Here is a 23,641-nt window from a genome sequence, read left to right as displayed (position 1 = left end):
TACTGAAGAAAAGGGGGATTCTGGATGTTTAAATTAATGGTGCGTGATGATCTTTATTTAAAAATGCTCGAACCAAAAGATGCCAAAACAGTTTATATGCAGATCCAGCAGTCTAAAGATGTGTTGCGGAAATGGCTGTTTTGGGTGGACGGCACAAAGCAGCTGGAGGATACCGAAGCTTTTATCGAAGAATGCATGAAACAGGCCGCTGCGAACAACGGGTTTCAAGCGGGAATATGGCATCAAGGCAATTTTGCCGGAATCATCGGACTCCATTATATTAATTGGATCAACCGTACGACTTCGATCGGCTATTGGCTGGGGGAGCCTTTTCAAGGAAAAGGGCTGATGACTGATGCCTGCCGGGCGCTGATCGACACGCTTTTCAGCGAATACGATTTAAACAGAATTGAAATTAGAGCCGCTGTTCAAAACGTAAAAAGCCAGGCTATTCCGGAAAGGCTCGGCTTCACGAAAGAAGGCTGCCTCAGGCAATGCGAGTGGCTCCACGACCACTTCGCCGACCATTTCGTATACGGGCTCCTGAAGGAGGAATACCTCGCCCGCAGCAAATGAGTCCGGGATTTGTCACACGCATTTTATACTGCAATCTGGTATGATAGATAAAAAAATATGGAGTTTTGATTATGAAAGTATTTATACTGTTTTACCTATGGATTGTCCCGCTCGTCATCGGGTTGATATTTTTCCGGGTGACCCAGCGGACAAGCTTTAAAAAAAGGTTTTATCCAGGCTATATCATGATCGGTCTTGCTGCGGCTGTATTTGCCGTCTGTTACCTGATCGGACAGCCTTACCTCGGGAATTTCTTCGGCGGCACGATGCTGTTCGGCACCCTGCTGCCGTTCATGGCTGCCGCCATGAAGAAAAAGAAATAAAGAATACCAAAAACCCCGGCTTTCCCAAAACATGCCGGGGTTTTTGATTACTTATTTTCTCTGTTTGCACCAAAACCCGCTGATTCACAAATCGGTTTTCAGACGACTGGGCTTTATTTGTTCACTAGATCAACGTCGATCACCTGATAGAAAGCGTTTTCAGTATCAGCCACATCCCAAACGGCCAATATCACATGATACCCGGAGCGGTCTTCTGGAATGTAAATTTGGTGAGATAAATGGCGGGATGCAGGGGAACCATCATGCGGAACGGTTCCAATCCGTTCGAAATCTGCACGCTTTAGCGGTTTGTCAGGATCCCAGCCTTTTTTGGTGATATAGTAGTGCCATTGGCTGGTGTTGTGGGGGGCGGTATATGTCCAGGTAAAGGTGTGTTCCCCGCCGGTCATGATATGTTTAAACCAGCGATTTTCCGACTGCTGATCAAGAATCCCGCCGAACAGTCCGCCCGCAGATGCTATTTGTCCGTCTGCCGGGCCGTCATGCGGAAACCCTTTTTTCGCTTCCAGGCTTTGCGGCTCATACATCACGCTTCCGCAGTTCAGATTGAGAAGTCCGTAAGCCTCACTGCACAGAGCCGCTCTGCTCCCTGGTTTTTCGACAAAACCATGAGCGAAGGCGTGCTGAGGAATGATTGACATCAACAGCAATCCGGCTGATAGTATGAAAGCTGTACTGAAGGTACTTTTCTTAAAATAACCCACGTTTCAATCCCCTCTCTTTTTATCGTGTTGAGACGGGTTTTGATGCAAAAAGAAAAAACGCGGATATTCCAATACTATCCATCAAATTTTAACATCTGAACATGATAAAGCCAAGGGACGATCTCCCTTGGCATCATACTAAAAAATCCTTTTCAAACTTTTTTTCAGCGGCGGCAAGTCGAGCTCTTTTTTCTCAACCAGTTTTTTGATCATATATTTGCTGTAGTTGACAGCTTGTGTATAAGATATTTTTCCCGGAAGCGGCGGTTCATCTGCTATTGCCACATCGATAATCGACGGCTTTTGTGATTGAAAGGCATTTTTCAAAGCCGGAATGAGCTCTTCGTGCTTTGTCACGCTGAAGCCCTTCCCGCCGCAGGCCTCGGCAAACTTGGCATAATCGACGTTTTCAAGCGCTGTTGCATAATTAACATGCCCTTTTTCCTGCTGTTCATATTGAATCATTCCCAAGTTCTGATTATTTAAAATCACGACAACAATGGGCAGGTCATATTTGACAGCAGTCGGAAAATCGTGCATGGACATGCTGAAGCCGCCGTCTCCGCACACGGCTACAGCTTGGCGCTCCGGATTGGAAAGCTTTGCGGAAATCGCGCCTGGAAGACCGCATCCCATCGTGCCAAGCCAGCTTGAAATCAGAAAATCCTGATTGGTCATATTAAAATGGCGCGCCGTCCAAACCGTCACATTTCCGACGTCAACGGACAGGACCGCATCATCGGCGACTGCGTCCTCAAGCCTTGCAATCACCTGCTGAGGCTTGAGCGGTTCTGTCGCCACCTGTTCGTCTTTTTCAATTTCATAGCGCCACTTCCTCATATGTTGTATACAGCTTTCCAAAAATGCGCGGTTCGATTTCCGTTCAATGGTTTTCGTCAGTTCCATAAGCCCTTTTTTCGCATCGCAGACAAGGCCGGCGGTGACAGGATACCGTTTGCCGATTTTCGCCGGGTTGTTATCAAGCTGAATAGCCGGCGCATCTTCCGGAAGATAATCGCGGTACGGAAAAGAAGTCCCCAGCATGATCAACAGATCGCTTTCCTCCATCGCTTCATATGCGGGTTTTGTACCGATGTGTCCGAGATTCCCGAGCATGTGCGGGTGCCGATCGGGTACGACTCCTTTCCCGGGGAGCGTAACGATGATCGGTGCGGCCGCTTTATCGGCAAACTCGAGCAGCTCATCTCTTGCCGATTTCATTCCCTTTCCGGCTAAAATCACCGGCTTTTTCGCATGATTAATCAATTGTGCACACTGCATCAGCTGGCTTTGCTTCGGTTGAAGATCGCCTTCAATATAAAGCGCAGACGTATAAACCGGCTTCCGTTTAATCTTTTCCGCAAACAGATCATCGGATACGCTCAGTACGGCGACCCCTTTTTGGCTGTAGGCGGTACGGATCGCCTGATTTAAAAGGTCAGGCAGGGCTTCGGCCGAATGAACCTGCTGATTAAAGACAGCCACATCCTCAAACATTCGTTCAAGACCGATCTCCTGAAAGTAATCTCTTCCGATTTCATTTGAAGACACCTGCCCTGTAATCGCCAGCACAGGCGCCCCGTCAGCTTTCGCGTCATACAATCCGTTCAGCAGATGAACGGCACCCGGGCCCGCTATCGAAAGGCAGACGCCGATTTTGCCTGTCAGCTTCGCATCAGCTGCGGCAGCGAGAGCAGCGGTTTCTTCATGGCGCACTTGAATGAAGCGGAGGCTGTTTTCTTCATGCCGCAATTCATCGATAAATTCGTTGACGCTGTCCCCCGGCATGCCGTAAACATGATCAATATTCCATTCCTTCAGCAGTTCTGCAGCTACTTTTCCTGCGGTTTTGTTTGCCATATCACGTCCTCCTTTGTTTCTTCCATACCACTTTTTCGCTGCCGGGAAACGTGATCCGGCATGCTGACGAAAGTGAAGGAAACCACGACAGCGGCTGTTTCATGCTTTGTGTTCCCAGCGGTGCTCATCTCGCATAAAGATCTCTCCGCCACACTGCTGAACTTGAAGCCATGCCCGGTAAATCCGGCGGCACCTATCCTAAGCACCACTCCATGTATACATGATCAAATCTACTAAAAGGCTGCCGCTCATTTTGATATGCCCCAGCGAAGTTAGACAATAAAATGTCATGAAGCGGTTAGACTGGCATGAGTCCGGAATTGTATGGCACTCATGCCTTTTCATTTGGTCTTCATCCTTTAGAGCAATCGCGGCGCAGTTCATTCACACAAGTGTTGAAACTTTTTTTAATATTTAAATTGTTATAATTTAGGTTCAGAGTTATAATTTAACAGAAATAAACCGAATTTGCATAGCATCGATGAAAGTTAAGATTGTTAAATCCTTCGTCAACACAGGGGTGGTCGTGGCGGAAACTATTATAATCTGCTTTTATAAAATTTTTAGCATTTGATACTGGATTGTTTATCCAATCATCCTGATCTGATGGGTCAGCAGTGCTCGTACGTATGTGAATCCACCTGTCATGCGGCATTGTATCAAGGTTACTCCATTTTAGAAGGACAAGCTGGTCTATTCTATTAATGCAGATACCACGACAATTTCAATCCGCTTGTTAAGTCTCCTCGGCACGTTAGGTATTCATAATGCTGCAGATTATCATTTTCAAGTGCTGTGGAAACCATCTGTCTTCGAGATTCGGTTGTTGCGGTCTGAAGGTAATTTCACTGAAACTATAGTCGAAACACTCAAATCTTCTTATCTTATTAACCGTATACTTCATAGTCTAAGTTTCGGGTGAAAAGGAGAGACGCGGATCGTCAAGGTAAAGTCCCTCTCTTTTATCAAAAGAATTTAGAATTGGAGGCATTTACATGTTATCAGAAATAGAAAAGGGGCTTGAGGGCCTGCGTGTAAAACTTGATCGTATTGATGAACAACTGTTGGATACATTGAAAGAACGTTTAGAATGCTGCATTAAGATTGGATTATACAAACGCGAGTATAATATTCCGATGATGCAGCCGCACCGAATTAACTTTGTCCAGGAACGGGCAGCTCGATACGCTGACGAGAATGGTTTAAGTCAAGAGTTTTTGCGTAACCTTTATGAGCTCATTATTTCTGAAACGTGCAGGGTTGAGGATATCGTAATTGACCATTCAGAAAATCGGAGACAGGACATTTCTTCAAGCCTGGCCGGCCAAAAAAGAAAAAGGGAGGAATTGTTTAATGGGGGCAGGGATACAAACACTTCTAATTGACAACTATGATTCATTTACTTACAACCTGTATCAATTGATCGGCGAAGTAAATGGCCGACCGCCAATAGTTGTCCGTAATGATGTGGACTGGTCACAAGTGCCGATTGATGAGATTGACAACATCGTGATCTCCCCAGGCCCCGGTCGACCGGAACGGGTTGAGGACTTTGGTATTAATGCAACTATTATTCAAGAAGCTAAGCTGCCAGTCCTCGGAGTCTGTCTTGGACATCAAGGCATAGCTCATTTGTTTGGCGGGAAGGTGAACCACGCTTCTGAGCCTATGCATGGACGAACATCAGTCATTCACCATTCAGGGGTTGATATCTTTGACGGGCTTCCTCCTGAGTTCTCTGTCGTACGCTATCACTCCCTTGTCGTTACTGATCTGGGTGATGATGTGGAAGCAATTGCGTGGACAAAAGATGAGTTGATTATGGGGCTTCGACACCGCAATCTGCCGATTTGGGGTGTGCAATTCCACCCCGAGTCAATCTGCAGTCATTATGGGCGCGAGTTGCTTGCCAACTTTAGAGACCTGACTCCGAAGCGCACTGAACGATCAAGACCGTCTCCCAAATTAAAGGAGCCTTCCCATTCTAAAAGCGATTTCTACCGGATCCATTTTCGAAAATTATCGGGATTTCCTGACGCTCAGTTAAGTTACCAGACACTATTTGCTGATGCACCTCATGGATTCTGGCTTGACAGCAGCAGTGTCATCGAAGGCTTGTCACGATTTTCCTATCTTGGCGATGGTGCGGGAGAGAATGCTGAATATTTGACCTATAGAGTAGCAGAAGGTGTTGTAAAAGTACAACGTTCGGGTCAAGAGACGGAGTTCATTCAACAGTCATTTTATGATTATCTTGATGAGCAAATCCGCCGTCGGGCAACATCTACTCCGGAAGGCCTTCCCTTTGACTTCAATCTCGGCTATGTGGGCTACATTGGCTATGAGCTAAAAGCTGAAACTTGCGGGAGCAGCCGGTATCAATCTGAGATTCCTGATGCAGCCCTGCTTTTCGTTGACCGCATGCTTGTTTTTGATCATCTTGAACAGGAAGCCTATCTGTTGTGTCTTTCGACTGGGGATGAGGATAAGCAAGCACTCAACTGGCTAAATACGGCAGAGCGAATCTTGAATGACATTCCTGCTGCAGCAAACGATTCGGACAAGGATTCAATCCTTACATCCGTGCCGGACCACAATATCCCAATCGAATTTCGGCATAACCGGCCCTCTTATCTTCAACTGATCAACAATTGCTTAGAAGAAATCCGCAATGGTGAATCCTATGAGATATGTTTGACTAATTCAGCAACTGTTTATACCCCTATAGATCCTTGGATTACGTATACGCACCTAAGAAGAATCAGTCCGGTTCCCTATGGGGCATTTTTAAACTTTGCGGATGCAGCAGTACTAAGTGCCTCTCCGGAACGGTTCCTCTCAATCGGTGCTGATCGTATCGTTGAGTCCAAACCGATCAAGGGTACCCGGATGAGAGGCAGGACTTCTGCTGAAGATCACCAATTACGAAATGAGTTGCTAAGTGATGAAAAAGATCTCGCAGAGAACTTAATGATCGTTGACTTAGTCAGAAATGACCTTAACACTGTTTGTGAAATAGGATCTGTTCATGTACCTAAGCTGTTCGATGTAGAAACATATGCACCAGTTCACCAGTTGATCTCGACGATTCGCGGCACTATACGTCCGGACAAATCAACGGTTGATTGCGTCCGCGCTGCTTTTCCAGGCGGTTCGATGACCGGTGCTCCGAAAATTCGGACGATGGAAATCATAGACCGACTCGAGAAGGGCCCCCGAGGTGTCTACTCTGGCAGCCTCGGCTGGTTTGGACTGAGTGGAGCTGCGGATCTTAGTATTGTTATCCGCACAGTTGTTGTGACCGGTGACAAGGCGACTTTTGGTGTCGGAGGAGCGATCGTAGCATTGTCAGATCCAGAAGAGGAATTCAAAGAAACTCAGGTTAAAGCGCGAGCTATGGTCTCAGCTATCGCAGCAGCGGAAGTCTCTGCAGTGGGAGGTTCAAGATGAGTCAGGAAATAAGGCAGTGTGTGATTGCGGGAGGAGCCGGCGGCGTTGGCGGGATGTTTGCAGACCTTCTTGAAGAATCGGGTGTTGAAGTATGTATTATCGATATGAATCCTCCTTCCGTTCGTCGACAATTCATGAAATGTGACATTACGGTTCCGACTCCACAGGCCAAAGATAAGATCCAAAAGGCCGACATGGTGATGCTCGCTTTACCAGAGACCGCGGCTCTTCAAGCAGTAAAAGTTGTCGGGGCGTTAATGAAGCCTGATTCTCTCTTGGCGCACACTCTTTCTGTACAATCACCCATATTTAACAAAATACACGCTTTGGGTTTGCCTTTCGAAAGCATAGGTCTTAACCCTATGTTTGCTCCCAGCCTTAGTATCGTGGGTAGACCGGTAGCTGTCATCGTTCAAAACGATGGGCCTAAAGGAAGTCATTTGATTCAGATGATTTTAGATTGGAAAGGTCGTCCGGTGCTATTAGAAGCTGAGGAGCATGATCAATTGGCCGCGGCTTTGCAGGCACTCACTCATGCAGCGATACTCACCTTTGGATTGGCGCTTGCAGAATTAGATGTTGACATTGCAAAACTTGGTTCTCTTGCACCCCCTCCGCATGCAACTATGCTTGCGCTACTGGCACGGATTAGTTCTGGAACACCGGATGTGTATTGGGACGTCCAATCCGTGAACCACCAAGCAATGACGGCTCGTGCTGCACTGGCTGAAGCAGTTGCATCGTTGAATGAATCGGTGAGGGATCAGTCCGTATTCACCGAACTGATGCGTAAATCCCGAGAGGTATTTGGATCTGAAATAGCCCATTACCAAGATCTCTGTACTAGTATCTTTGAAGGTCCAATCGCACCAGGGAAAGCACAGCCAAACCAATCCCCCGGTTAATTGAATTTTATAAACAACTGATTCCTTTGAACAGCTTTCCGGGATAAATAGAAGTATAAAAATATCGTGTAGATTCGCGACTTTTCCACTGACAAGTTCGCTAGTTTTGTGATATTTGGTCACATTAAAACAGCCTGCCGTTTCCGGCAGGCTGTTTGATGATTATTGATCAAGCTTCAGCTTCTTCAGCTGTTCGGCGAGCGCGTTGTTGATTGGCTCATCTTTGTTTTGCTTTTTCATGTAGGAGTGTACATCGCGTTTTGATGCTTTTGAATTTTTGTCTTTTGCCCTGCGCTTTTCGAAAACGGAGAGTTTTTCTCTGTGGCCGCAGACGCAGGCGAATGTCTGGCCTTCTCCGTGTCCTCGCAGTTCCATGCGCTTATGGCAGTTCGGGCAGCGGGCGTTCGTCTGTTTGGCGACTGTTTTGCGGTGGCCGCACTCCCTGTCCTGGCAGACGAGCATTGTGCCGCGTTTGCCGTTTACTTTCAGCATCAGTTTTCCGCAGTCAGGGCAATGGGTCCCTGTGATATTGTCGTGCTTAAACGTTTGATTGCTGCTTTTGATTTCTCTGATCGTCTGCTTTGCGTACTCCTTCATTTCTTTGATAAAGGCGGAGGATTTCAGTTTTCCTTTCGCAATGCCTGACAGCTTCTGCTCCCATTCAGCGGTGAGGGCAGGAGATTTTAAATCTGACGGAACAAGCTCAAGGAGCTGTTTTCCTTTTGAGGTGATATAGATATCTTTTCCTTTTTTCTCGATCAGGAATGTGTTGAACAGCTTTTCGATAATGTCGGCGCGTGTTGCCACCGTCCCGAGTCCGCCCGTCTCTCCGAGAGTTTTCACAAGTTTTTTTTCTTCTCCCTGCATAAATGCGGCCGGATTTTCCATCGCAGACAGCAATGTTCCTTCATTAAACCGCGCCGGCGGTTTTGTTTCACCCTTCGTCTCTGTCAAAGACCGGACGGACAGCGTGTCGCCTTTTGCGAGTTTAGGAAGGGTTTGATCCTTTTCTTCCTCGTCATCATCTTCGTCTGCGAAATCGTACACCGCTTTCCAGCCTTGCGACTGAACGGTTTTCCCTTTTGCCGTAAAGGTTTCTCCACCGATTTCGGCGAACACTTTAGTTTCTTCATATTCAAACGGCGGCATTAAAACGGCGAGAAAGCGCTTCGCGATCAAATCGTAAAGCTTTCTTTCCTTTTCGCTTAACGCGCCGAGCGCAAGCGGCTCTTCCGTCGGAATAATCGCGTGGTGATCGGATACTTTCGCATCGTTAACAAAGCTTTTATTGACTTTAACGCCATGCTTTAAGATCCGGGTCACATGCTGAGCATAAGGCTTCACCTGCATGCCTTCCAAACGGTCTTTCAGGGTAGGGACGATGTCATTAGAAAGAAATCTTGAGTCCGTCCGCGGATAGGTGACGAGCTTATGCTGCTCATAGAGCTTCTGCAAAACGGACAGCGTTTCTTTTGCGGAAAATCCATAGCGTTTATGGGCGTCCCTCTGCAGCTCGGTCAGATCATAAAGTCCGGGGGCAAAGCTTTTTTTCGCCGTTTTTTTCAAGTCGACGATAGCGGCCGGTTTGCCTTGCAGCGCTCCTGCAAGCTGTGACGTCACAGACGCGTTGAAAGTGCGAGTCTGCTTCGTTTTCTTGTCCTGCCACGTCAGCGTCATACCGTCAACCGCTGCACGCAAGCCGAAATAAGGGACGGGTTTAAAGTTCTTGATATCTTCCTCTCTTTTCGCGATCATCGCCAATGTCGGCGTCTGTACGCGTCCGCAGGAAAGCTGGGCGTTGAATTTCGTTGTCAGCGCCCTCGTCGCGTTGATGCCGACGATCCAATCGGCTTCAGCTCGAGCCACGGCTGAATGGTAAAGGTTTTCAAAGTCTTTGCCGTTCTTTAAGTTTTTAAATCCGTCTTTAATCGCTTTGTCTGTGACCGATGAAATCCACAGGCGCTTCAATGGCTTCGTAATCTTTGCTTTTTCGATGATCCAGCGGGCGACAAGCTCGCCTTCCCGGCCGGCATCGGTTGCTATGACGATGTCTTTGACGTCTTTTCTGATCAGCTGCGATTTAACCGCCTGAAACTGCTTTCCGGTCTTTTTAATGACGACGAGCTTTAAAGGCTCGGGGATGATTGGCAGATCTTCAAGCCGCCAAGACTGGAATTCCTTTCCGTATCCTTCAGGGTCCGCCAATGTGACCAGATGGCCGAGCGCCCATGTCACGATATAGCGGTCGCCTTCAAGATATCCGTTTCCTTTTTTATGACACTTCAGCACGCGGGCCAAGTCACGGCCGACTGAAGGTTTTTCTGCTAAAACGACTGTTTTAGACAAGTCCATCACATCACTTTCTTGTTCATGCATCCTTTTATTATAACAGATCATACAGATGCAGCTCTAATGTTCATGATTCCTTTATTTCAATTTCAGAAAAAATGACGTGTGTCACGGTTTGGGCATATGGTGATGTTTCATTGATAAACGCTTCGATCTGCGTCAGGCTCTCTGCATTGATTTTCAGCATATAGCAGGCGGCTCCCGCGATCCGGTAGCAGAATTCAATATTCGGGAGGCGTTCGATATACGCTTTAAACCTTTCGTATTCCCCGTTTTTCACCGTTGCTTCAATGATGCAGGATACGGGAAGGCCGACCTTTTGGTAATCGATGTCAAGCGTATATTTTTTAATGACGCCGAACGATTCGAGCCGCCTGACTCTTTCGGTCACAGACGGCGCGGAAAGGCTGATCTTCCTGCCCAGCTCCCGCATCGATAAACGGCTGTCTTTCTTTAATTCGGCTATGATTTTAAAATCGAGGTCATCAATTTTCATATGTAACTTTATTCCCTTCATTCTATTTCATCATTTTAATATTATCATGAAAATTCTTTCGTTCGAAATTCATTTTTCACTTCTGCTTATATATGATTATGAAGAGGTGATCATCATATGACAAGAATCAATTTTTCAGACAGAGGAGAGACGCCGTTTCAGCGGCTGCTCGGACACTCCGAAAGCCTGATGTCAAACTGGACGGCTTTAGCTGAGGAGCTGTCAGGAGACGGCTTTTTATCAAAGGAACTAAAGGAGCAGGTGCGCCGCGTGCTGGCTCAGGGAAACGGATGCGAATATTGCAAGGCAAAGGGGAAACCCGAGATCCCGAATCAGCAGAAAACGAGCTTTGCAATGGGGTTTGCAGAGGTCTTTTTGGCGCAGAGGGAGCGCGTTTCAGACAGGCAGTTTGATGTTTTAAAAGAAGTGTTTTCAGAAGAAGAAATAACGGAATTGACCGCATTTATTTGTTTTACGACTGCTCAGCAATATTTCGGCGCTTTAATGAAGCTTCCGGCAGACGCATAAATCCAACGGAGAAAAAACCTGTCATATTTGTCCCCTTTTGGTTTATAGTATAAAGGTAGACTATCACTCCACAGGAGGTATACTATGCTGCAAACGCCGATTGGCCGCCTTCGGTTGATGGGTTTTATTGAAGGCATGTCGCTTTTAATCCTGCTGTTTATCGCCATGCCGCTTAAATATTGGGCGGATTATCCGATGGCCGTTACGATTGTCGGATCGCTTCACGGCGGATTGTTTATTTTGTATTTGTTTGTTCTGTTGTATGCGACTTTTGTGCTGAGGTGGTCTGTGAAATGGCCGGCTGCCGGTCTTGTGGCCGCATTTGTTCCGTTCGGCAATTTCCTTTATGACCGGGGACTAAAAAAATATGATCAGTAAAAACCGCCGGGAAACCCGGCGGTTTTTTTGATCACTCATTTAAAAAGCGTTTCAGCTCTTCCTTGTTTTGTTCAAGGTCTAAATCGAGGACCGCCCCGTATGTTGGATCGTCTTTGTTCGTGAATGATCCGTCAACCGGGAGCCTGAAGCTTTTGGTTTCTTTTACGCTTCCGAGCAAAAAGTCTTTGCCGAGGGAGAAGATGACGCCGTTCGGAATGTTTGTTTCAATATACGGATCGACGAGCCCCCACAGCTTCGGAAGCTGGGCGATATTTCCGATGCTCATCGCTTCTTTTTGAAGCTCTGAAAAGATTTCCTGCTGTCTTCTGACCCGTCCAAAATCGCTTTCTCTGTCATGCCTGAACCGGACATAGCCCAGCAGCCTATCACCGTGAAGAATTTGTTTTCCCGGCTGCAGTGTCATGCCGATTCCGTACGACATTTTTTTCGGAACGTCGACTTCGATGCCGTCAGGCGCCACCGCATCAACGATTTTGGCAAAACCTTTAAAATCGATGATGGCATAATAGTTAATGTCCAAATCAAAGGATTCTTTTAATGTTTTTCTGACGAGTTCCGGGCCTCCGTATGCATAAGCCGCATTGACTTTTTGCTTGTCATATCCCGGTATGTCGACATAGCTGTCCCTCATAATCGAAATCAATTTAGGCTGTTTCTGCTTTTTATTATAATGGATCACCATCATCGAGTCAGACCTTGAATGGTCTTCCCCTCTTGAATCGATCCCTAGAACGAGGATGTTCACTTCATCAAGATCAGAGCCTTCCCCGTTAAATTCAAACTGACCGTCTTCTTTAAAATCCCCGTCAGATTCGGATAAGCCTTTTTTGTATTCAAAGTAGGTATAACCCGCTGCTGCTATGATAACCAGCAACATTAAGGTAAACAGGCGCTTTATGATTTTTCGCCTTTTTCTTTTCGGTTTTCTTACTCTTACTCTAACCCTCTCCACTTTTATCACCGCCACACATAAGACTATCACAGGATCAAACAGCGGGCAATTAATAAAAGAAAGATCAAGCCGTCTAATCGTGTCGAAAAAGATAATCTTTTATTTTCATTTGTTTCATTTTGAAAGAAAAATGATCGAATTTTGATCTTTTCGTCAAAAATCGACTACATCCACTTCGTCATCCATGCGATATAGTAAGAAGCCGGGATAAACAGAACTTGGGCAAAAATCGTCCCGGCCACCCTCGATGTTGCCATCGTGATCGAAGCCCATTTCAAATAGGTGTAGCTCCGCCTCCCTTTTGCTACGTCATCTGCAAGTACCGAAACCTTCGGATCGACAAACAGCGCCAGCAGCATCGTCGCCACCCCGTTGACAAGGCCGGAAGCCATCACCGCGGTCGTATGCCTTTCGGGCACGAGGACGCCCGCATAAAGAGCGGCAAGAACGCCGATTGTATAAATCGCCGTGATGGCCATGTTCAAGACAAACAGCCGCTTCGGTATGTAGCAGAACCGAAAGTCTTTCACATATTCCAGACTCGGTCTTCTCGCATAATGCTTGGCATGCTTGAAGATATTTTTTGAGAACGCCTTGCGAAACACTTGCAAAACGGAGCCGTTTTCCCCTGCCAAATGAACAATCGCTCTCGAAAATACGGCGACAAACGTCGGCAGAAGCAGCATTCCGAAAATTGTACCGACGGTTGAACCAAAGATTAAAAACCGAAATTGGCTGCCGACGAGGGAAAGTGCGTCCGCACCCGCAACATCGACAAGCTTCCCCGTCACAGGCTGCTGAACCATGTTTGACATTCTTGAGACGATGACCATCACATTAAATAATGACAGCGCCGATGCGATAAATCCGACTCTCGCGCCTGACAGACGAGCGGCGTATGCGAGCGTTTCGATGGAATGGATCAGCAACAGAAAACAAAAAATCAATAGTACCTTAGATGTTAAAAAGTCCATTTCTCTTCCTCCAGTCTATAGGTAAGACTGTTTTCAAAACGCAAACGTTTCGGCAAATCAAAAACCGCCCCGGCAAAAGCCGAAGCGGTCTCAATTATCATATTTATTCGAGCAAATAATTTATCCGCTGCCAAAGGCGGTCATTTGAATTTCGTAAAAGATCAGCATCTATCGTTCCGAGTTGAAAGTAAACACCATGGAATTTCTGATACAAGACAACGAAAGCCCTACCTCTCATTCGTCCTTGCGGCTCCGAAGCCGCGCCAGTGTGAATTGTGAAACAAAAAGTCTTTTTTCCCTCTATCCTGTTAGGGGCGGGTCAGAGGAAGAAATCAGTATCTTCTAAGAAAGAAAAAAGAAGTCTACTTTCCATTTATTTGCTCTTTTGCGTGTTCCTGTTTTTTATTATACTACAGTTCGTCCTTGATGACAAACTGTTAAGCACAGCGCGCTACAGATCCAGCGTGACCGGGGTGCTTTCACCTTCATTCATCAGTCTGATTTCCGAAGGCTCAATCTCAAGCACGGTCAAGTTCGGATCGTCCTTTCCGTCAAACCAGCGCTCAAGCTTTTCATCCCAGACTTTGTCCTTTAAATCTTTTGAATGGTTGAGCTTTGCCGTACCTGTGATTTCAAGGTATGCATCGCCTAATCCTTCGCCGTTATAACCCAACAGCACGTGGACGTTCGGATTGTTATCAATTTCTTCTGCCTTGTGCGTCTCATCGCTTGTCGGTGTATAAAGCGTCAGCCCGTCGTGGAAAAAGGTCATGTAGCGGGAATGAGGTTTGCCGCTTTCGACCGTTGCAAGCGAACCGATTTTATGATGATCGAGAATGTCGAGCACTTTGTTCTTCAATTGCTGCTGATCCATTTTAAGTTCCCTCCTTTGTATCGTCTCCACTGTTACTTTTCCACAATGTCTTGTATATTAAACAATTGAACGGAGGTTTTTGACGTGAATATTTTCATATCGTTTGATGCTGGGGCTGATATGGGCTACATTGCTTTGACGGAAAACCGTGCCGGGTCTGCCGCAGCAACCGATGATATCGGCAATACGGCTTTGGCTGCAGACTTTGACCGCCATCAGCGGATGATCGGTGTCGAATTTCCGGGGAAGGCGGCTCCGGAAATAGCGCGGCTTGGAACGCTGACCGGCAGAAAACACAAACTTGAACCGGCTTTCCTAAACGGCGCCCGCGTTCATCGGTTTCGACCGACGTCACAGGAAGCGGTCAAAACACTTTGTGTGAACGGTGTTCAATTTTATTTTGCCGATCATGACGGACAACGCTTCATCGGCTTTGATGTGTTTGATCGGACGGAAAAAAGCGAATGAGATTGGCTCCCATTCGCTAAATTCTCGGGTCTGTAAACACATCGTGATCATCGGTGCTTGTTGAAGAAAACTCCGTAACCACAGCACCTTCACTCCCCGCTTTGAACCAATGTTTCGTATCCGGCGGAATCGTGTACTGTTCGCCGGGTGTGAGCTGAATTTCGTGCCAAACGGTGAAATGCTCGATATCTTCGTGCGGCGGCAGAACGGCCGGGACTTCCGTTTTTTCTCCTTCTACATACAAATACACTTTTCCGTATCTGCACCTGAATGTCTCTTCTTTCCCTTCCTGCCCGTCTACGGGAGGATGCCGGTGTTCGGGGCATGTTTGTTCAGGGAATAATACAAGCTCTTTGGCACAGTAGCGGTCTGTGTTGACATAGACGAACAGCTGAAGTCCCAGCTTATTCAGCTTATTTAAACCGTAGTCCATGATTTGGATGTTTTCTTTATCATCGTCGCTCAGCGCGATGCCCGCTTTTTCGTAGTATTCGATTACGTCTTCCTTTGTCACCTTCACACGAGCTTCCCCCTTTTATGTCGTGATAAAGTCTCCGCCGTTGACGTGGAGGGTCTGCCCTGTCATATACGAAGAATCGTCAGATGCTAAAAGCACATAGCAGCCCACATGATCCACCGGCTGACCTGGACGGCCCATCGGTGTATTTGTACCGAACTTCGCCACTTCCTCACCTGAAAATGTGGACGGGATCAGCGGCGTCCAAATCGGTCCCGGTGCAACGGCATTGACACGGATGCCGTCTTTGACGAGCGCCTGTGACATCGACCGTGTAAATGCATTGATCGCACCTTTTGTTGCCGTGTAGTCAATCAGCTGCGGATTGCCCCGGTAAGGGTTGATCGATGTTGTATTGATGATCGCGCTGCCCGGCTCCAAATAATCGATCGCTTTTTTTGTAAAGTAGAAATAAGAGAAGAAATTTGTTTTAAATGTTTTCTCAAGCTGTTCACTGGAAATCTCTTTAATGCTGTCTTTTGGATGCTGTTCGGCCACATTATTGACAAGAATATCAAGACGGCCGAGCTCCTTTACAGTCTGTTCAACCGCGTCATTGCAAAATGCTTCGTCTCTGACGTCTCCGGGAAGCAGCATGCATTTGACGCCTTCTTTTTCAACCCGCACTTTCGTCTCCTGAGCGTCCTCATGTTCATTTAAGTAGACGATCGAGATGTCCGCGCCTTCTTTAGCATAGGCAACGGCAACTGCCCTGCCGATTCCGCTGTCGCCCCCTGTAATCAGTGCGACCTTTCCTTTCAATTTATCCGTCCCTTTGTAATTTTCATCTTCATAGATCGGACGCGGGTTCATGACGCTTTCGATGCCGGGCTGACGGTCTTGCGTCTGTGCCGGCTGTCCGTTTGTCTGCTGATTGCGCAAATCCATTTGTGATTCCTCCCTTTAGCTGATATTACTAGACTTTTAACCGGAGAAATTTTTGTTTAAACATGACCGTGTGCGCGAAAAATGAAGAAAGCCCCGGGTGACCGGGGCTTTTACCACTCTTTATCCTGTATAAACCGGTGAAACAAAACGTTCAGCCTTCCGTACAGCTGCTCGCGGTCTCCGGTCTGGTACGCTTTTATACTTTCGTCACTTTCAATCATCGAAGAGCTGATCAAGCTCAAAATCTCGGAACCTTCCGGAGACAGATCGGCCGGCGCCAGCATGATAAGCATCCGCGTCATCTTCATGACGCTTCCGTCCATCCCTTTGATCTCGAACGGTTTGGACAGATCATAAGCTTTAAAGAGGGGAATCGCGGCCGCTTCGCTTTTTAAATGGAACAGTGCGAAGGTGGTTCCGGGAATGCCGAGGCCCCCCTGTGCTTCTCTTGTCATCAGCCCGCCGGCCATCTGCCCTGCATCCGTAACCAGACCTTGATCTTCAAGGGTGCTGCAAAGGCGTTTGACCGTATGTTCCAGGCTTGATTCAGCTTCCAGCGTTTCAACTGTAAAATGGCTCAGTAAATGTTGAATGCCGGCTGCGTAATGGCCGATTTTCCGCGCAATCTGAAGCATATCAGGAAACGGCTCCGGTTTTTTGGGAGTCATCCGCTTTTTCCGAAGGATGAGCGGGATTTTCCGGGTGAGCTGGTGTTTGATCTGTTTCACATCTTCTGTGTCAAGGAGCGGACTGACGGTGACGCAGTCAATGTTTTCATATGGGATCGGCACGGTTGAAACGATGATGTCATAGGCACCGGTATTTTTCGATTTCAGCTCCATCAGCGAGGATATCTCAAAGGAAGCGATTTCAGGAAGCTCTTTTTTCAGCCGCGAGGCCAGCATCTTTGATGAACCGATTCCGCTCGAACAAATCACGAGCGCGCTGATGTCTACTTTTTGTTTGCTCATCTCAAGCGCCGATCCAAAGTGAAGGACGATAAAAGCAATTTCTTCATCTGGAAACCGGATTTCCGGAAAAAATGTTTCGACGCCTTCCTCTATGGCCATATATAAGAGAAAATAATCTTTTTTGACCTGTTCTGTTAACGGATTATGCACCGACATCTTTTCTTTGATCCGGATGATCGCCGGTTCAAGGTGGGCGATTAATCCTTCATAAAGCGAATGGTTGCCTGTTAAATTCGTGCCCGTTTTTTGCGAGATGAAATCGATCAGCTTTTTCGTCCTGAGGGCGGTATCCAGCTCGATATCTTCCGCTCTGTAGTCGATTTTGAAGCTTTTGTTGGCACTTCTTAAATGCATCGTTATATAACCCGCCTCAGCTTCGGGGATCTTCACGTGAAACGCATTTTCAAGCTCCTTTGCAAGCGCAAGCGCCAGTTCAAACTCTTTCGTACGCTTCAGGTCCGTCAATTCTTCTTCATTCATATTAATCATTTCACCGAGCTGTATCCGCTCGATCGCAAACGTCAAGTGGACGACGAGAGCGATGTATGCACTGTCGGAAAGGGAAAGCCCATACTTTTCTTTCATCTGAAACAGCACTTTTTCCGCTTTCAGCAATTTCCCCCTGCTGACGACACCGAATATTTTCTCCGGCGCTTCGTTCTTGCCTTTAATATTCATTTCGATTGTTTCCAGAAACTGCTGAACATCGAGCTTGTCGGCCATCAAGTTTCCGACGATTTTTCGCTTGGCATCCTCCGGCCCCCTCAGCTCTATGCCGTAACCTCTTTTTCTGATCAGCGACAGGCCGAACGGAGCGATCCACTTCTCCAGCTCGTCAAGATCGTTGCTGATCGTTGCCGTCGTCACCTGCAAGTCATTGGCGATTGTATAAAGCTTGATCGGTTCTCCCGCTTCAAGCATCGCGCATAAAATCAAAAGCTTTCGTTCATCGGCACTGTATTCGACATGGCTGTCCCGGGACAGATCTTCAAGAAGCCGCTGTTTGTCTCTGTAGACACCGACCAGTTTCAAGCCTTTTCCCGGCTGCTTATCAAGCTGAAGACTGTACTTGTCCAGAACGGATTTAACCGCTTTGAGCTCGCGGTGGACCGTTCTTGTGCTGACTTCAATATAGTCGGCAATTTCATTGACTTTGACATAGCGGTTTTGATGCAAAAGGTATTTCATCAATTTTTGTTCCCTTGCTGTCATATACATAAAACGCCGCCTCCGGTGTTGTCGTTTTTGCGGGAGTGAAAGGGGGTCCGGCGGTTGAAACGGTATCCCTATCATAAAACGCTGTTAAGAAATCTTCAATTCGAACTAATTAATTTTTTATTAAAATCTTCAAGAAGTGAAGAAACATCAGCCCACAGCTGATGTTTCCAGGTTAGGTTGCATCTGCGCCGCCCTGTTCATACATTCTGTTTCGGCAGCCCCCGCCCGGCTGCCGAACTTTTCCCGATTCTATCTGAAACTATGCTTTCAAATGGCTGATCACCAGTTTGAATAAAGAATGATCCTCTTTTAGTCCGCATACATCTCGAAGCACGCCTTCATAGCCTTTTTCAGCGATCATGCTTTGAAGCTCAACGGCTTCCGGATCATCGGCACAATCAAACTGCAGCGCCAAGGCAATACCTTCTGCAAGGCGGACAGGTTCAAAGCCGAGGTCGCAAAGCTTTCTGGCCGGGCCGACAAGACGGTCATCCCTGCCAAGCTTGCGAAGCGGCGACCTGGCCACACGGGTGACATCGTCTGATAGGCATTCATTTTCAAAGCGCCCGATAATTTTTGTCATATATGCCCGGTGCTCTTCCTGTGTAAAATCGTATGTTTGAACAAGGTACCGGCCTGTTTCTTCAAGCGCGCCTGCTACCGTTTGACGGACCTCCGGGTGATGAATGGCGGCTTTTATCGTCTTCAAACCTTTCTTATAGCCGGCATACGCCGCCATGGCATGTCCGGTATTGACCGTAAACAGCTTTCTTTCGATGAATGGCGCGAGATCCGGTACATATGTCACACCTTCAATATCCGGCACTTTTCCGGCGAATTCCGTTTGATCGACGGCCCATTCGAAAAAAGGCTCCACCGTTACTTTCAACAGATCATCATGATGCTGGATCGGCACAATTCTGTCGACTGCCGAGTTCGGAAAACCGACTGAATCGCTGATTGCGGCGCGCTCTGTTTCAGTTAAGCGGGCAAAAATCTCCTCGCGAAGATGAGCGCTGCCTCCGATCATATTCTCGCAAGCTATGATGTTTAAAGGCTGTGTATTTAGTTTTATCCGGCGCTTCAAACCTTCTGCAATCGGCTCTGCGATCAGCTTAAGAACCGCAGGGCCCACCGCAGTGGTGACAAGGTCGGCTTTCGCTATGAAATCATACAATTCGTCAAGCTGGGTCGCACTGTTGATCGCCCGAACCGGGCCAATCGTTTCCTGCTTCCTTCCGGCATCGGCCAATTCGACGATATAGCGGCCCTTGTCGTTCAGTTCCTTGATCACGGCATCGTTTACATCGGCGAACACGACATCATACCCCGATTTGCAGAGCAAGGCTCCGATAAATCCCCGGCCGATGTTCCCCGCACCGAAATGCAGTGCAATCATATTTGGTCACCTTCTTCAAAAACCGCCATTAACTCGTCTTCATTTTTCGCATTGATGATCCGTTCGACGTTGTCCGCTTCTGAGCAGACGATCGCAATCTTTGACAAAATGTCCAAATGCTCATCATTTTTCCCGGCAATGCCAAAGATCACTTTAGCGATATTGCCATCGCCGTATTCGACACCTTCTGGAAGCTGGATCACGGATATTCCGGAGTGAAGAACATCCCGCTTGCTGTCTTCCGTACCATGCGGAATAGCGATTGCGTTCCCCATGTAAGTGGAAGTGAGGCCTTCCCTCTCCAACATTTTCTCGATATAATCCGCGGTCACATAGCCGGCGTCAACCAGCGCCTTTCCGGCCAGCCTGATCGCTTCTTCCTGCGTTGCGGCAGATTGATTGAGATGAATGTTTTCTTTTGCAAGTACTGGTTTCATTGGGAAATCACTCTCTTTCATACATGTTGTGTGAGCCTGATTGACAGGCTCACGGATTCTCAAACTTTACTTTTTAAGCTGATTGATCAGTTCATCGTATTTTGGACTGTTAAGGAAATTTTCCACTGATATGTGTCTAGCGTTTGGAAGCTTCGCTTTTGCGCGTTCCGTTAAGTCTTTATGCGTAATGACGATGTCGGCATCTCCAGGCAGATTATTGATCGATGTATTGGATACGTCGATATCGAGTTCTGCTTTTTTGACTTTGTTTTTCAAAATCGATGCCCCCATCGCACTGGAGCCCATTCCGGCATCACACGCGAAAATGATCTTGCCGACATTTTCATAAGTTGCCTCTGATTCTTCCGCTTCATCAGCCGAAGTCAATGCAGAAACGGCTTGGCTCTTCTTACCTTTCATTTGCTGCATTTTTTCCGCTGCGGCTGTTAAATCTTCTTCGCCGGCTTTAGACGTTTTCAAAATCAAAGAAGCTACAATGAATGAAACGGCTGCCGCGACGAGAACACCAAGGATCACACCGATGTGGTTGCCTTTCGGCGTCATCGCCAGCACCGCAATAATGCTTCCCGGTGAAGGAACAGCCGCCAGCCCAGCATTAAAGATGGAGAATGTCAGCACACCGCTCGCTCCGCCCGCTATTGCAGCCAGGATTAACAGCGGTTTCATCAGAATGTAAGGGAAATAAATTTCGTGAATCCCGCCAAGGAAGTGAATCACTGCAGCGCCCGGGGCGGTCTGCTTTGATGTGCCTTTTCCAAAAATCATGTAAGCTAAAAGAATCCCGAGACCCGGACCTGGGTTCGCCTCCAAAAGGAATAAAATCGATTTTCCTGTCTGGGCGGCCTGTTCAATACCAATCGGGCTCAAAATACCGTGATTAATCGCATTGTTAAGGAAAAGAACTTTCGCAGGCTCTACAAAAATACTTGCCAATGGAAGCAGATTCGCATTGACGATCACTTCCACGCCGGCCGCCAATGTTTTGTTCAAGCCGAGCACCACCGGACCGATCGCAAGAAAGCCAAGCACTGCCAAAATGAAACCGAGAATTCCGGCTGTAAAGTTGTTGATCAGCATTTCAAATCCGGAACGGACCTTATCTTTGAAAAGCCTGTCCGTCAGTTTCATCAGGAAGCCGCCCAGCGGCCCCATGATCATCGCGCCGAGGAACATCGGAATGTCCGCACCGACAATGACACCCATCGCTGCAGTCGCACCGACGACGCCTCCGCGGTGGTCGTACACCATCTTACCGCCCGTGTATCCGATCAAGAGCGGCAGCAGAAATTTGATCATCGGATCAACCAATGAAGCAAGCGCCTCATTCGGCATCCATCCCGTCGGAATAAACAGGGCGGTAATGATCCCCCATGCGATAAATGCACCGATATTCGGCATGATCATTCCGCTCAAATAGCTTCCGAAACGTTGAATCTTTACTTTGAAATCTGGATTTTGTCTTTCTTCCATTTCATAACCCTCCTTTGTTGTCCTTTAAAGCCTGATAAAAAAATGATGTCGAATAATGTCGGCTCCTTGTCTTTATATTAAAACGCTTACAGATGACTGCTCAATTGAAAGAAAACGGCACTTTGGCAGGAGCCGTGTGACAAAATTTAATAGTTTCATTTTTTAGTCTGGTTTCGGCTACCGCGGCCGACTCGAGGAAAATAAAGGCGCGCTGAAGAATTGCATAAAAAAAGACCATTCCTGATTGGAATGGTCTCAGCTTGTCGACAAAGCCACAAAAAGTGGCTTGATCGACAAGCTTTTTTTGTTAAAATGTGAGTGAAATCTAGTTTTTGGAGGTTTTTCCATGTTGTCTAAGCACTCTAAAGATCAGCGCGAACAGCTTGAAGTCTTTGCCTTAAGTGAACTTGTCCCGGAAGACCATCTGGTCAGGAAAATAGAAGAAGCCATGGACTTTTCTTTTATTTATGAAAAAGTTGCTCCCCTTTATTCTTCAAAAGGGCGCCCAAGCATTGATCCCGTTGTATTGATCAAAATGGTTCTGATTCAGTACGTGTTTGGCCACCGCTCGATGCGCGAAACCATTAAACGGATCGAAACCGATGTCGCTTATCGCTGGTTTATTGGATATGGATTTTCTGAAAAAATCCCTCATTTTTCAACCTTCAGTAAAAACTATGAGCGCCGTTTTCATGATACGGACCTATTTGAAACAATCTTCTATAAAATCTTGCGTCAGGCCATGGATCTCGGTCTTGTCGACCCGGCGGTCGCCTTTATCGATGGAACCCATGTCAAAGCCAATGCGAATAAGAAAAAGTTTGTGAAGAAGATTGTGAGAAAAGAAACAAGAGCTTATCAGGAACAATTAGATCGAGAAATTAATGCCGATCGCGAAGCCAACGGCAAAAAGCCCTTAAAGCCCAGGCAATGCTTAGAAGAACGAGAAATAAAAGAAAGTACGACAGATCCTGAGAGCGGTTATTTTGTAAAAGGTGAACGGGAACGTCTTTTTGCTTATGGTTTTCATACAGCTTGTGACCGGAATGGATTTGTGCTGGGGACGGTTGTTGAGCCTGCCAATATTCATGACAGCCAAGTGTTCACGACCCTGTTTCAACAGGTGAAAGAGCACGTCGCCAAGCCTCATACGGTCGCAGTTGATGCCGGATATAAAACGCCGTTTATCGCAAAATTTCTAAGTGATCAAAATGTCCATCCCGTCATGCCCTACACCCGACCACAAACTAAAAAAGGGTTCATGAGAAAACATGAATATGTATACGATGAATATTACGATGCTTATATTTGCCCTGACGATCATGTTCTGACATATCGCACAACCAACCGTGAAGGCTATCGGATTTATGCATCAGATCCAAACCGATGTGAACACTGTTCTTTTTTGAAGCAATGTACGGAAAGTCGAAATCATCGAAAGATGATTCACAGGCATCTCTGGCAGGATCATTTGGATGAAGCCGACCATCTTCGCCACACGGATGAGAATAGGCGAATCTACGCCAAACGCAAAGAAACGATCGAACGGGTTTTTGCGGATTTAAAACACAAGCATGGCCTGCGCTGGACAACCCTACGGGGTAAGAAAAAATTGTCCATGCAGGCGATGCTTGTTTTCGCTGCCATGAATCTCAAAAAGCTGGCGAATTGGACTTGGAAAAGTCCAATTCGCCAGCATTCTCATCGAAAAAACAGAATAAATTGGACAAAAATAGGTCGGATTATAAAAATCCGACCTATTTTGTCACCCTTTCAGCGTGATTGAAAACCCTTGCAGTCTAGGAAGGCCGAGCATCGGAGCGCAGCGAATGTTGGAATTC

At 47.0% G+C, this 23,641-nt stretch carries 21 protein-coding genes and 1 pseudogene; 9 read left to right on the top strand and 13 right to left on the bottom strand.

Going from position 1 to position 23,641, the window contains the following annotated elements; all coding sequences use genetic code 11:
• The first annotated feature begins 24 nt into the window (after positions 1-24).
• Together MKZ04_RS19720 and MKZ04_RS19715 are read left to right on the top strand one after the other, a co-directional pair.
• Positions 25-576, top strand: coding sequence for a GNAT family N-acetyltransferase (locus MKZ04_RS19720; RefSeq protein ID WP_080131246.1), 552 nt, complete (start codon positions 25-27; stop codon positions 574-576).
• A gap of 71 nt (positions 577-647) precedes the next feature.
• Entirely contained in the window at positions 648-899 is a 252-nt protein-coding gene (locus MKZ04_RS19715; RefSeq protein WP_020450232.1) for a hypothetical protein, read from the top strand.
• Between the two features lie 119 nt (positions 900-1,018).
• On the opposite strand, the pseudogene MKZ04_RS19710 reads toward MKZ04_RS19715, so the two are convergent.
• Together MKZ04_RS19710 and MKZ04_RS19705 are read right to left on the bottom strand one after the other, a co-directional pair.
• Positions 1,019-1,585: pseudogene (locus MKZ04_RS19710) on the bottom strand (lytic polysaccharide monooxygenase auxiliary activity family 9 protein); the annotation flags it as partial.
• A gap of 177 nt (positions 1,586-1,762) precedes the next feature.
• Positions 1,763-3,484: a pyruvate oxidase gene (locus MKZ04_RS19705; RefSeq protein WP_020450230.1), complete on the bottom strand. Its 1,722-nt coding sequence runs from the start codon at positions 3,482-3,484 to the stop codon at positions 1,763-1,765.
• Positions 3,485-4,479: 995 nt separating this feature from the next.
• Between MKZ04_RS19705 and MKZ04_RS19700 the strand changes: the two genes are divergently transcribed.
• Genes MKZ04_RS19700 through MKZ04_RS19690 form a run of 3 tightly spaced genes read left to right on the top strand, consistent with a single transcriptional unit; the run spans position 4,480 to position 7,839 of the window.
• On the top strand, positions 4,480-4,869 hold the full coding sequence (locus tag MKZ04_RS19700; RefSeq protein WP_025810086.1) for a chorismate mutase family protein: 390 nt from the start codon (positions 4,480-4,482) through the stop codon (positions 4,867-4,869).
• The gene (pabB, locus tag MKZ04_RS19695) at positions 4,838-6,934 is read left to right on the top strand and encodes an aminodeoxychorismate synthase component I (protein WP_200905541.1); all 2,097 of its coding nucleotides are present in this window, start codon (positions 4,838-4,840) and stop codon (positions 6,932-6,934) included. The genes MKZ04_RS19700 and pabB overlap by 32 nt, the downstream gene beginning before the upstream one ends.
• A complete protein-coding gene (locus tag MKZ04_RS19690; RefSeq protein ID WP_050820811.1) occupies positions 6,931-7,839 on the top strand; it encodes a prephenate dehydrogenase dimerization domain-containing protein in 909 nt (302 codons plus the stop codon). Before pabB ends, MKZ04_RS19690 begins: the two co-directional genes overlap by 4 nt.
• 162 nt (positions 7,840-8,001) lie before the next feature.
• On the opposite strand, the gene MKZ04_RS19685 is transcribed toward MKZ04_RS19690, so the two are convergent.
• Positions 8,002-10,185 carry a DNA topoisomerase III gene (locus MKZ04_RS19685; protein ID WP_149169522.1) on the bottom strand — a complete coding sequence of 728 codons (2,184 nt, stop codon included), beginning with the start codon at positions 10,183-10,185 and terminating at the stop codon, positions 8,002-8,004.
• A 70-nt stretch (positions 10,186-10,255) separates the two neighbouring features.
• Positions 10,256-10,684 (bottom strand): Lrp/AsnC family transcriptional regulator, encoded by a 429-nt coding sequence (locus MKZ04_RS19680; RefSeq protein WP_043926750.1) that lies wholly within the window; start codon positions 10,682-10,684, stop codon positions 10,256-10,258.
• A gap of 117 nt (positions 10,685-10,801) precedes the next feature.
• Between MKZ04_RS19680 and MKZ04_RS19675 the strand changes: the two genes are divergently transcribed.
• Together MKZ04_RS19675 and MKZ04_RS19670 are read left to right on the top strand one after the other, a co-directional pair.
• The gene (locus MKZ04_RS19675) at positions 10,802-11,212 is read left to right on the top strand and encodes a carboxymuconolactone decarboxylase family protein (RefSeq protein WP_020450223.1); all 411 of its coding nucleotides are present in this window, start codon (positions 10,802-10,804) and stop codon (positions 11,210-11,212) included.
• Positions 11,213-11,296: 84 nt separating this feature from the next.
• Positions 11,297-11,590: a DUF3817 domain-containing protein gene (locus MKZ04_RS19670; protein ID WP_020450222.1), complete on the top strand. Its 294-nt coding sequence runs from the start codon at positions 11,297-11,299 to the stop codon at positions 11,588-11,590.
• Between the two features lie 31 nt (positions 11,591-11,621).
• Here MKZ04_RS19670 and MKZ04_RS19665 read toward each other — a convergent pair whose 3' ends face one another.
• From MKZ04_RS19665 to MKZ04_RS19655, 3 genes are all read right to left on the bottom strand, one after another.
• Positions 11,622-12,563: an LCP family protein gene (locus MKZ04_RS19665; RefSeq protein ID WP_023857897.1), complete on the bottom strand. Its 942-nt coding sequence runs from the start codon at positions 12,561-12,563 to the stop codon at positions 11,622-11,624.
• A 164-nt stretch (positions 12,564-12,727) separates the two neighbouring features.
• Complete coding sequence (locus MKZ04_RS19660; protein WP_023857898.1) at positions 12,728-13,537, bottom strand: lipid II flippase Amj family protein; 810 nt, start codon at positions 13,535-13,537, stop codon at positions 12,728-12,730.
• A 451-nt stretch (positions 13,538-13,988) separates the two neighbouring features.
• A complete protein-coding gene (locus MKZ04_RS19655) occupies positions 13,989-14,411 on the bottom strand; it encodes a pyridoxamine 5'-phosphate oxidase family protein (protein ID WP_080131245.1) in 423 nt (140 codons plus the stop codon).
• A gap of 84 nt (positions 14,412-14,495) precedes the next feature.
• Between MKZ04_RS19655 and MKZ04_RS19650 the strand changes: the two genes are divergently transcribed.
• Positions 14,496-14,879 (top strand): hypothetical protein, encoded by a 384-nt coding sequence (locus tag MKZ04_RS19650; protein ID WP_080131244.1) that lies wholly within the window; start codon positions 14,496-14,498, stop codon positions 14,877-14,879.
• A gap of 16 nt (positions 14,880-14,895) precedes the next feature.
• Here the strand turns inward: MKZ04_RS19650 and MKZ04_RS19645 are convergent, their stop codons facing one another.
• The 6 genes from MKZ04_RS19645 to MKZ04_RS19620 all read right to left on the bottom strand — a co-directional run bounded on the left by MKZ04_RS19645 (position 14,896) and on the right by MKZ04_RS19620 (position 21,800).
• Positions 14,896-15,399 carry a D-lyxose/D-mannose family sugar isomerase gene (locus MKZ04_RS19645; protein WP_020450216.1) on the bottom strand — a complete coding sequence of 168 codons (504 nt, stop codon included), beginning with the start codon at positions 15,397-15,399 and terminating at the stop codon, positions 14,896-14,898.
• A 15-nt stretch (positions 15,400-15,414) separates the two neighbouring features.
• Positions 15,415-16,284, bottom strand: coding sequence for an SDR family oxidoreductase (locus MKZ04_RS19640; protein WP_080131243.1), 870 nt, complete (start codon positions 16,282-16,284; stop codon positions 15,415-15,417).
• Positions 16,285-16,394: 110 nt separating this feature from the next.
• Positions 16,395-18,473, bottom strand: a complete 2,079-nt coding sequence (locus tag MKZ04_RS19635) for a BglG family transcription antiterminator (protein ID WP_080131242.1) — start codon at positions 18,471-18,473, stop codon at positions 16,395-16,397.
• 259 nt (positions 18,474-18,732) lie between these two features.
• Complete coding sequence (locus tag MKZ04_RS19630) at positions 18,733-19,872, bottom strand: mannitol-1-phosphate 5-dehydrogenase (RefSeq protein ID WP_039073224.1); 1,140 nt, start codon at positions 19,870-19,872, stop codon at positions 18,733-18,735.
• A complete protein-coding gene (locus MKZ04_RS19625; protein ID WP_023857905.1) occupies positions 19,869-20,309 on the bottom strand; it encodes a PTS sugar transporter subunit IIA in 441 nt (146 codons plus the stop codon). Before MKZ04_RS19625 ends, MKZ04_RS19630 begins: the two co-directional genes overlap by 4 nt.
• 66 nt (positions 20,310-20,375) lie before the next feature.
• A complete protein-coding gene (locus MKZ04_RS19620) occupies positions 20,376-21,800 on the bottom strand; it encodes a PTS mannitol transporter subunit IICB (protein WP_145930079.1) in 1,425 nt (474 codons plus the stop codon).
• A gap of 346 nt (positions 21,801-22,146) precedes the next feature.
• Here MKZ04_RS19620 and MKZ04_RS19615 point away from each other — a divergent pair, with 346 nt between their 5' ends.
• A complete protein-coding gene (locus MKZ04_RS19615; RefSeq protein ID WP_341046813.1) occupies positions 22,147-23,586 on the top strand; it encodes an IS1182 family transposase in 1,440 nt (479 codons plus the stop codon).
• Positions 23,587-23,641 lie beyond the last annotated feature (55 nt).

It is taken from the genome of Bacillus sp. FSL W7-1354 (assembly GCF_038002405.1).
Classification (GTDB): Bacteria; Bacillota; Bacilli; order Bacillales; family Bacillaceae; genus Bacillus; species Bacillus paralicheniformis.
The sequence above is the reverse complement of the archived record's forward strand: the minus strand, read 5'-3'. Positions and strand labels throughout refer to the sequence as shown.

Coding starts and splice junctions, on each gene's coding strand:
- MKZ04_RS19700 (WP_025810086.1), top strand. CDS start 4,480: ATGTTATCAGAAATAGAAAAGGGGCTTGAGGGCCTGCGTGTAAAACTT.
- MKZ04_RS19690 (WP_050820811.1), top strand. CDS start 6,931: ATGAGTCAGGAAATAAGGCAGTGTGTGATTGCGGGAGGAGCCGGCGGC.
- MKZ04_RS19715 (WP_020450232.1), top strand. CDS start 648: ATGAAAGTATTTATACTGTTTTACCTATGGATTGTCCCGCTCGTCATC.
- MKZ04_RS19625 (WP_023857905.1), bottom strand. CDS start 20,309: ATGAAACCAGTACTTGCAAAAGAAAACATTCATCTCAATCAATCTGCC.
- pabB (WP_200905541.1), top strand. CDS start 4,838: ATGGGGGCAGGGATACAAACACTTCTAATTGACAACTATGATTCATTT.
- MKZ04_RS19640 (WP_080131243.1), bottom strand. CDS start 16,284: ATGGATTTGCGCAATCAGCAGACAAACGGACAGCCGGCACAGACGCAA.
- MKZ04_RS19720 (WP_080131246.1), top strand. CDS start 25: ATGTTTAAATTAATGGTGCGTGATGATCTTTATTTAAAAATGCTCGAA.
- MKZ04_RS19615 (WP_341046813.1), top strand. CDS start 22,147: ATGTTGTCTAAGCACTCTAAAGATCAGCGCGAACAGCTTGAAGTCTTT.
- MKZ04_RS19660 (WP_023857898.1), bottom strand. CDS start 13,537: ATGGACTTTTTAACATCTAAGGTACTATTGATTTTTTGTTTTCTGTTG.
- MKZ04_RS19630 (WP_039073224.1), bottom strand. CDS start 19,872: ATGATTGCACTGCATTTCGGTGCGGGGAACATCGGCCGGGGATTTATC.
- MKZ04_RS19635 (WP_080131242.1), bottom strand. CDS start 18,473: ATGTATATGACAGCAAGGGAACAAAAATTGATGAAATACCTTTTGCAT.
- MKZ04_RS19670 (WP_020450222.1), top strand. CDS start 11,297: ATGCTGCAAACGCCGATTGGCCGCCTTCGGTTGATGGGTTTTATTGAA.
- MKZ04_RS19675 (WP_020450223.1), top strand. CDS start 10,802: ATGACAAGAATCAATTTTTCAGACAGAGGAGAGACGCCGTTTCAGCGG.
- MKZ04_RS19680 (WP_043926750.1), bottom strand. CDS start 10,684: ATGAAAATTGATGACCTCGATTTTAAAATCATAGCCGAATTAAAGAAA.
- MKZ04_RS19655 (WP_080131245.1), bottom strand. CDS start 14,411: ATGGATCAGCAGCAATTGAAGAACAAAGTGCTCGACATTCTCGATCAT.
- MKZ04_RS19620 (WP_145930079.1), bottom strand. CDS start 21,800: ATGGAAGAAAGACAAAATCCAGATTTCAAAGTAAAGATTCAACGTTTC.
- MKZ04_RS19705 (WP_020450230.1), bottom strand. CDS start 3,484: ATGGCAAACAAAACCGCAGGAAAAGTAGCTGCAGAACTGCTGAAGGAA.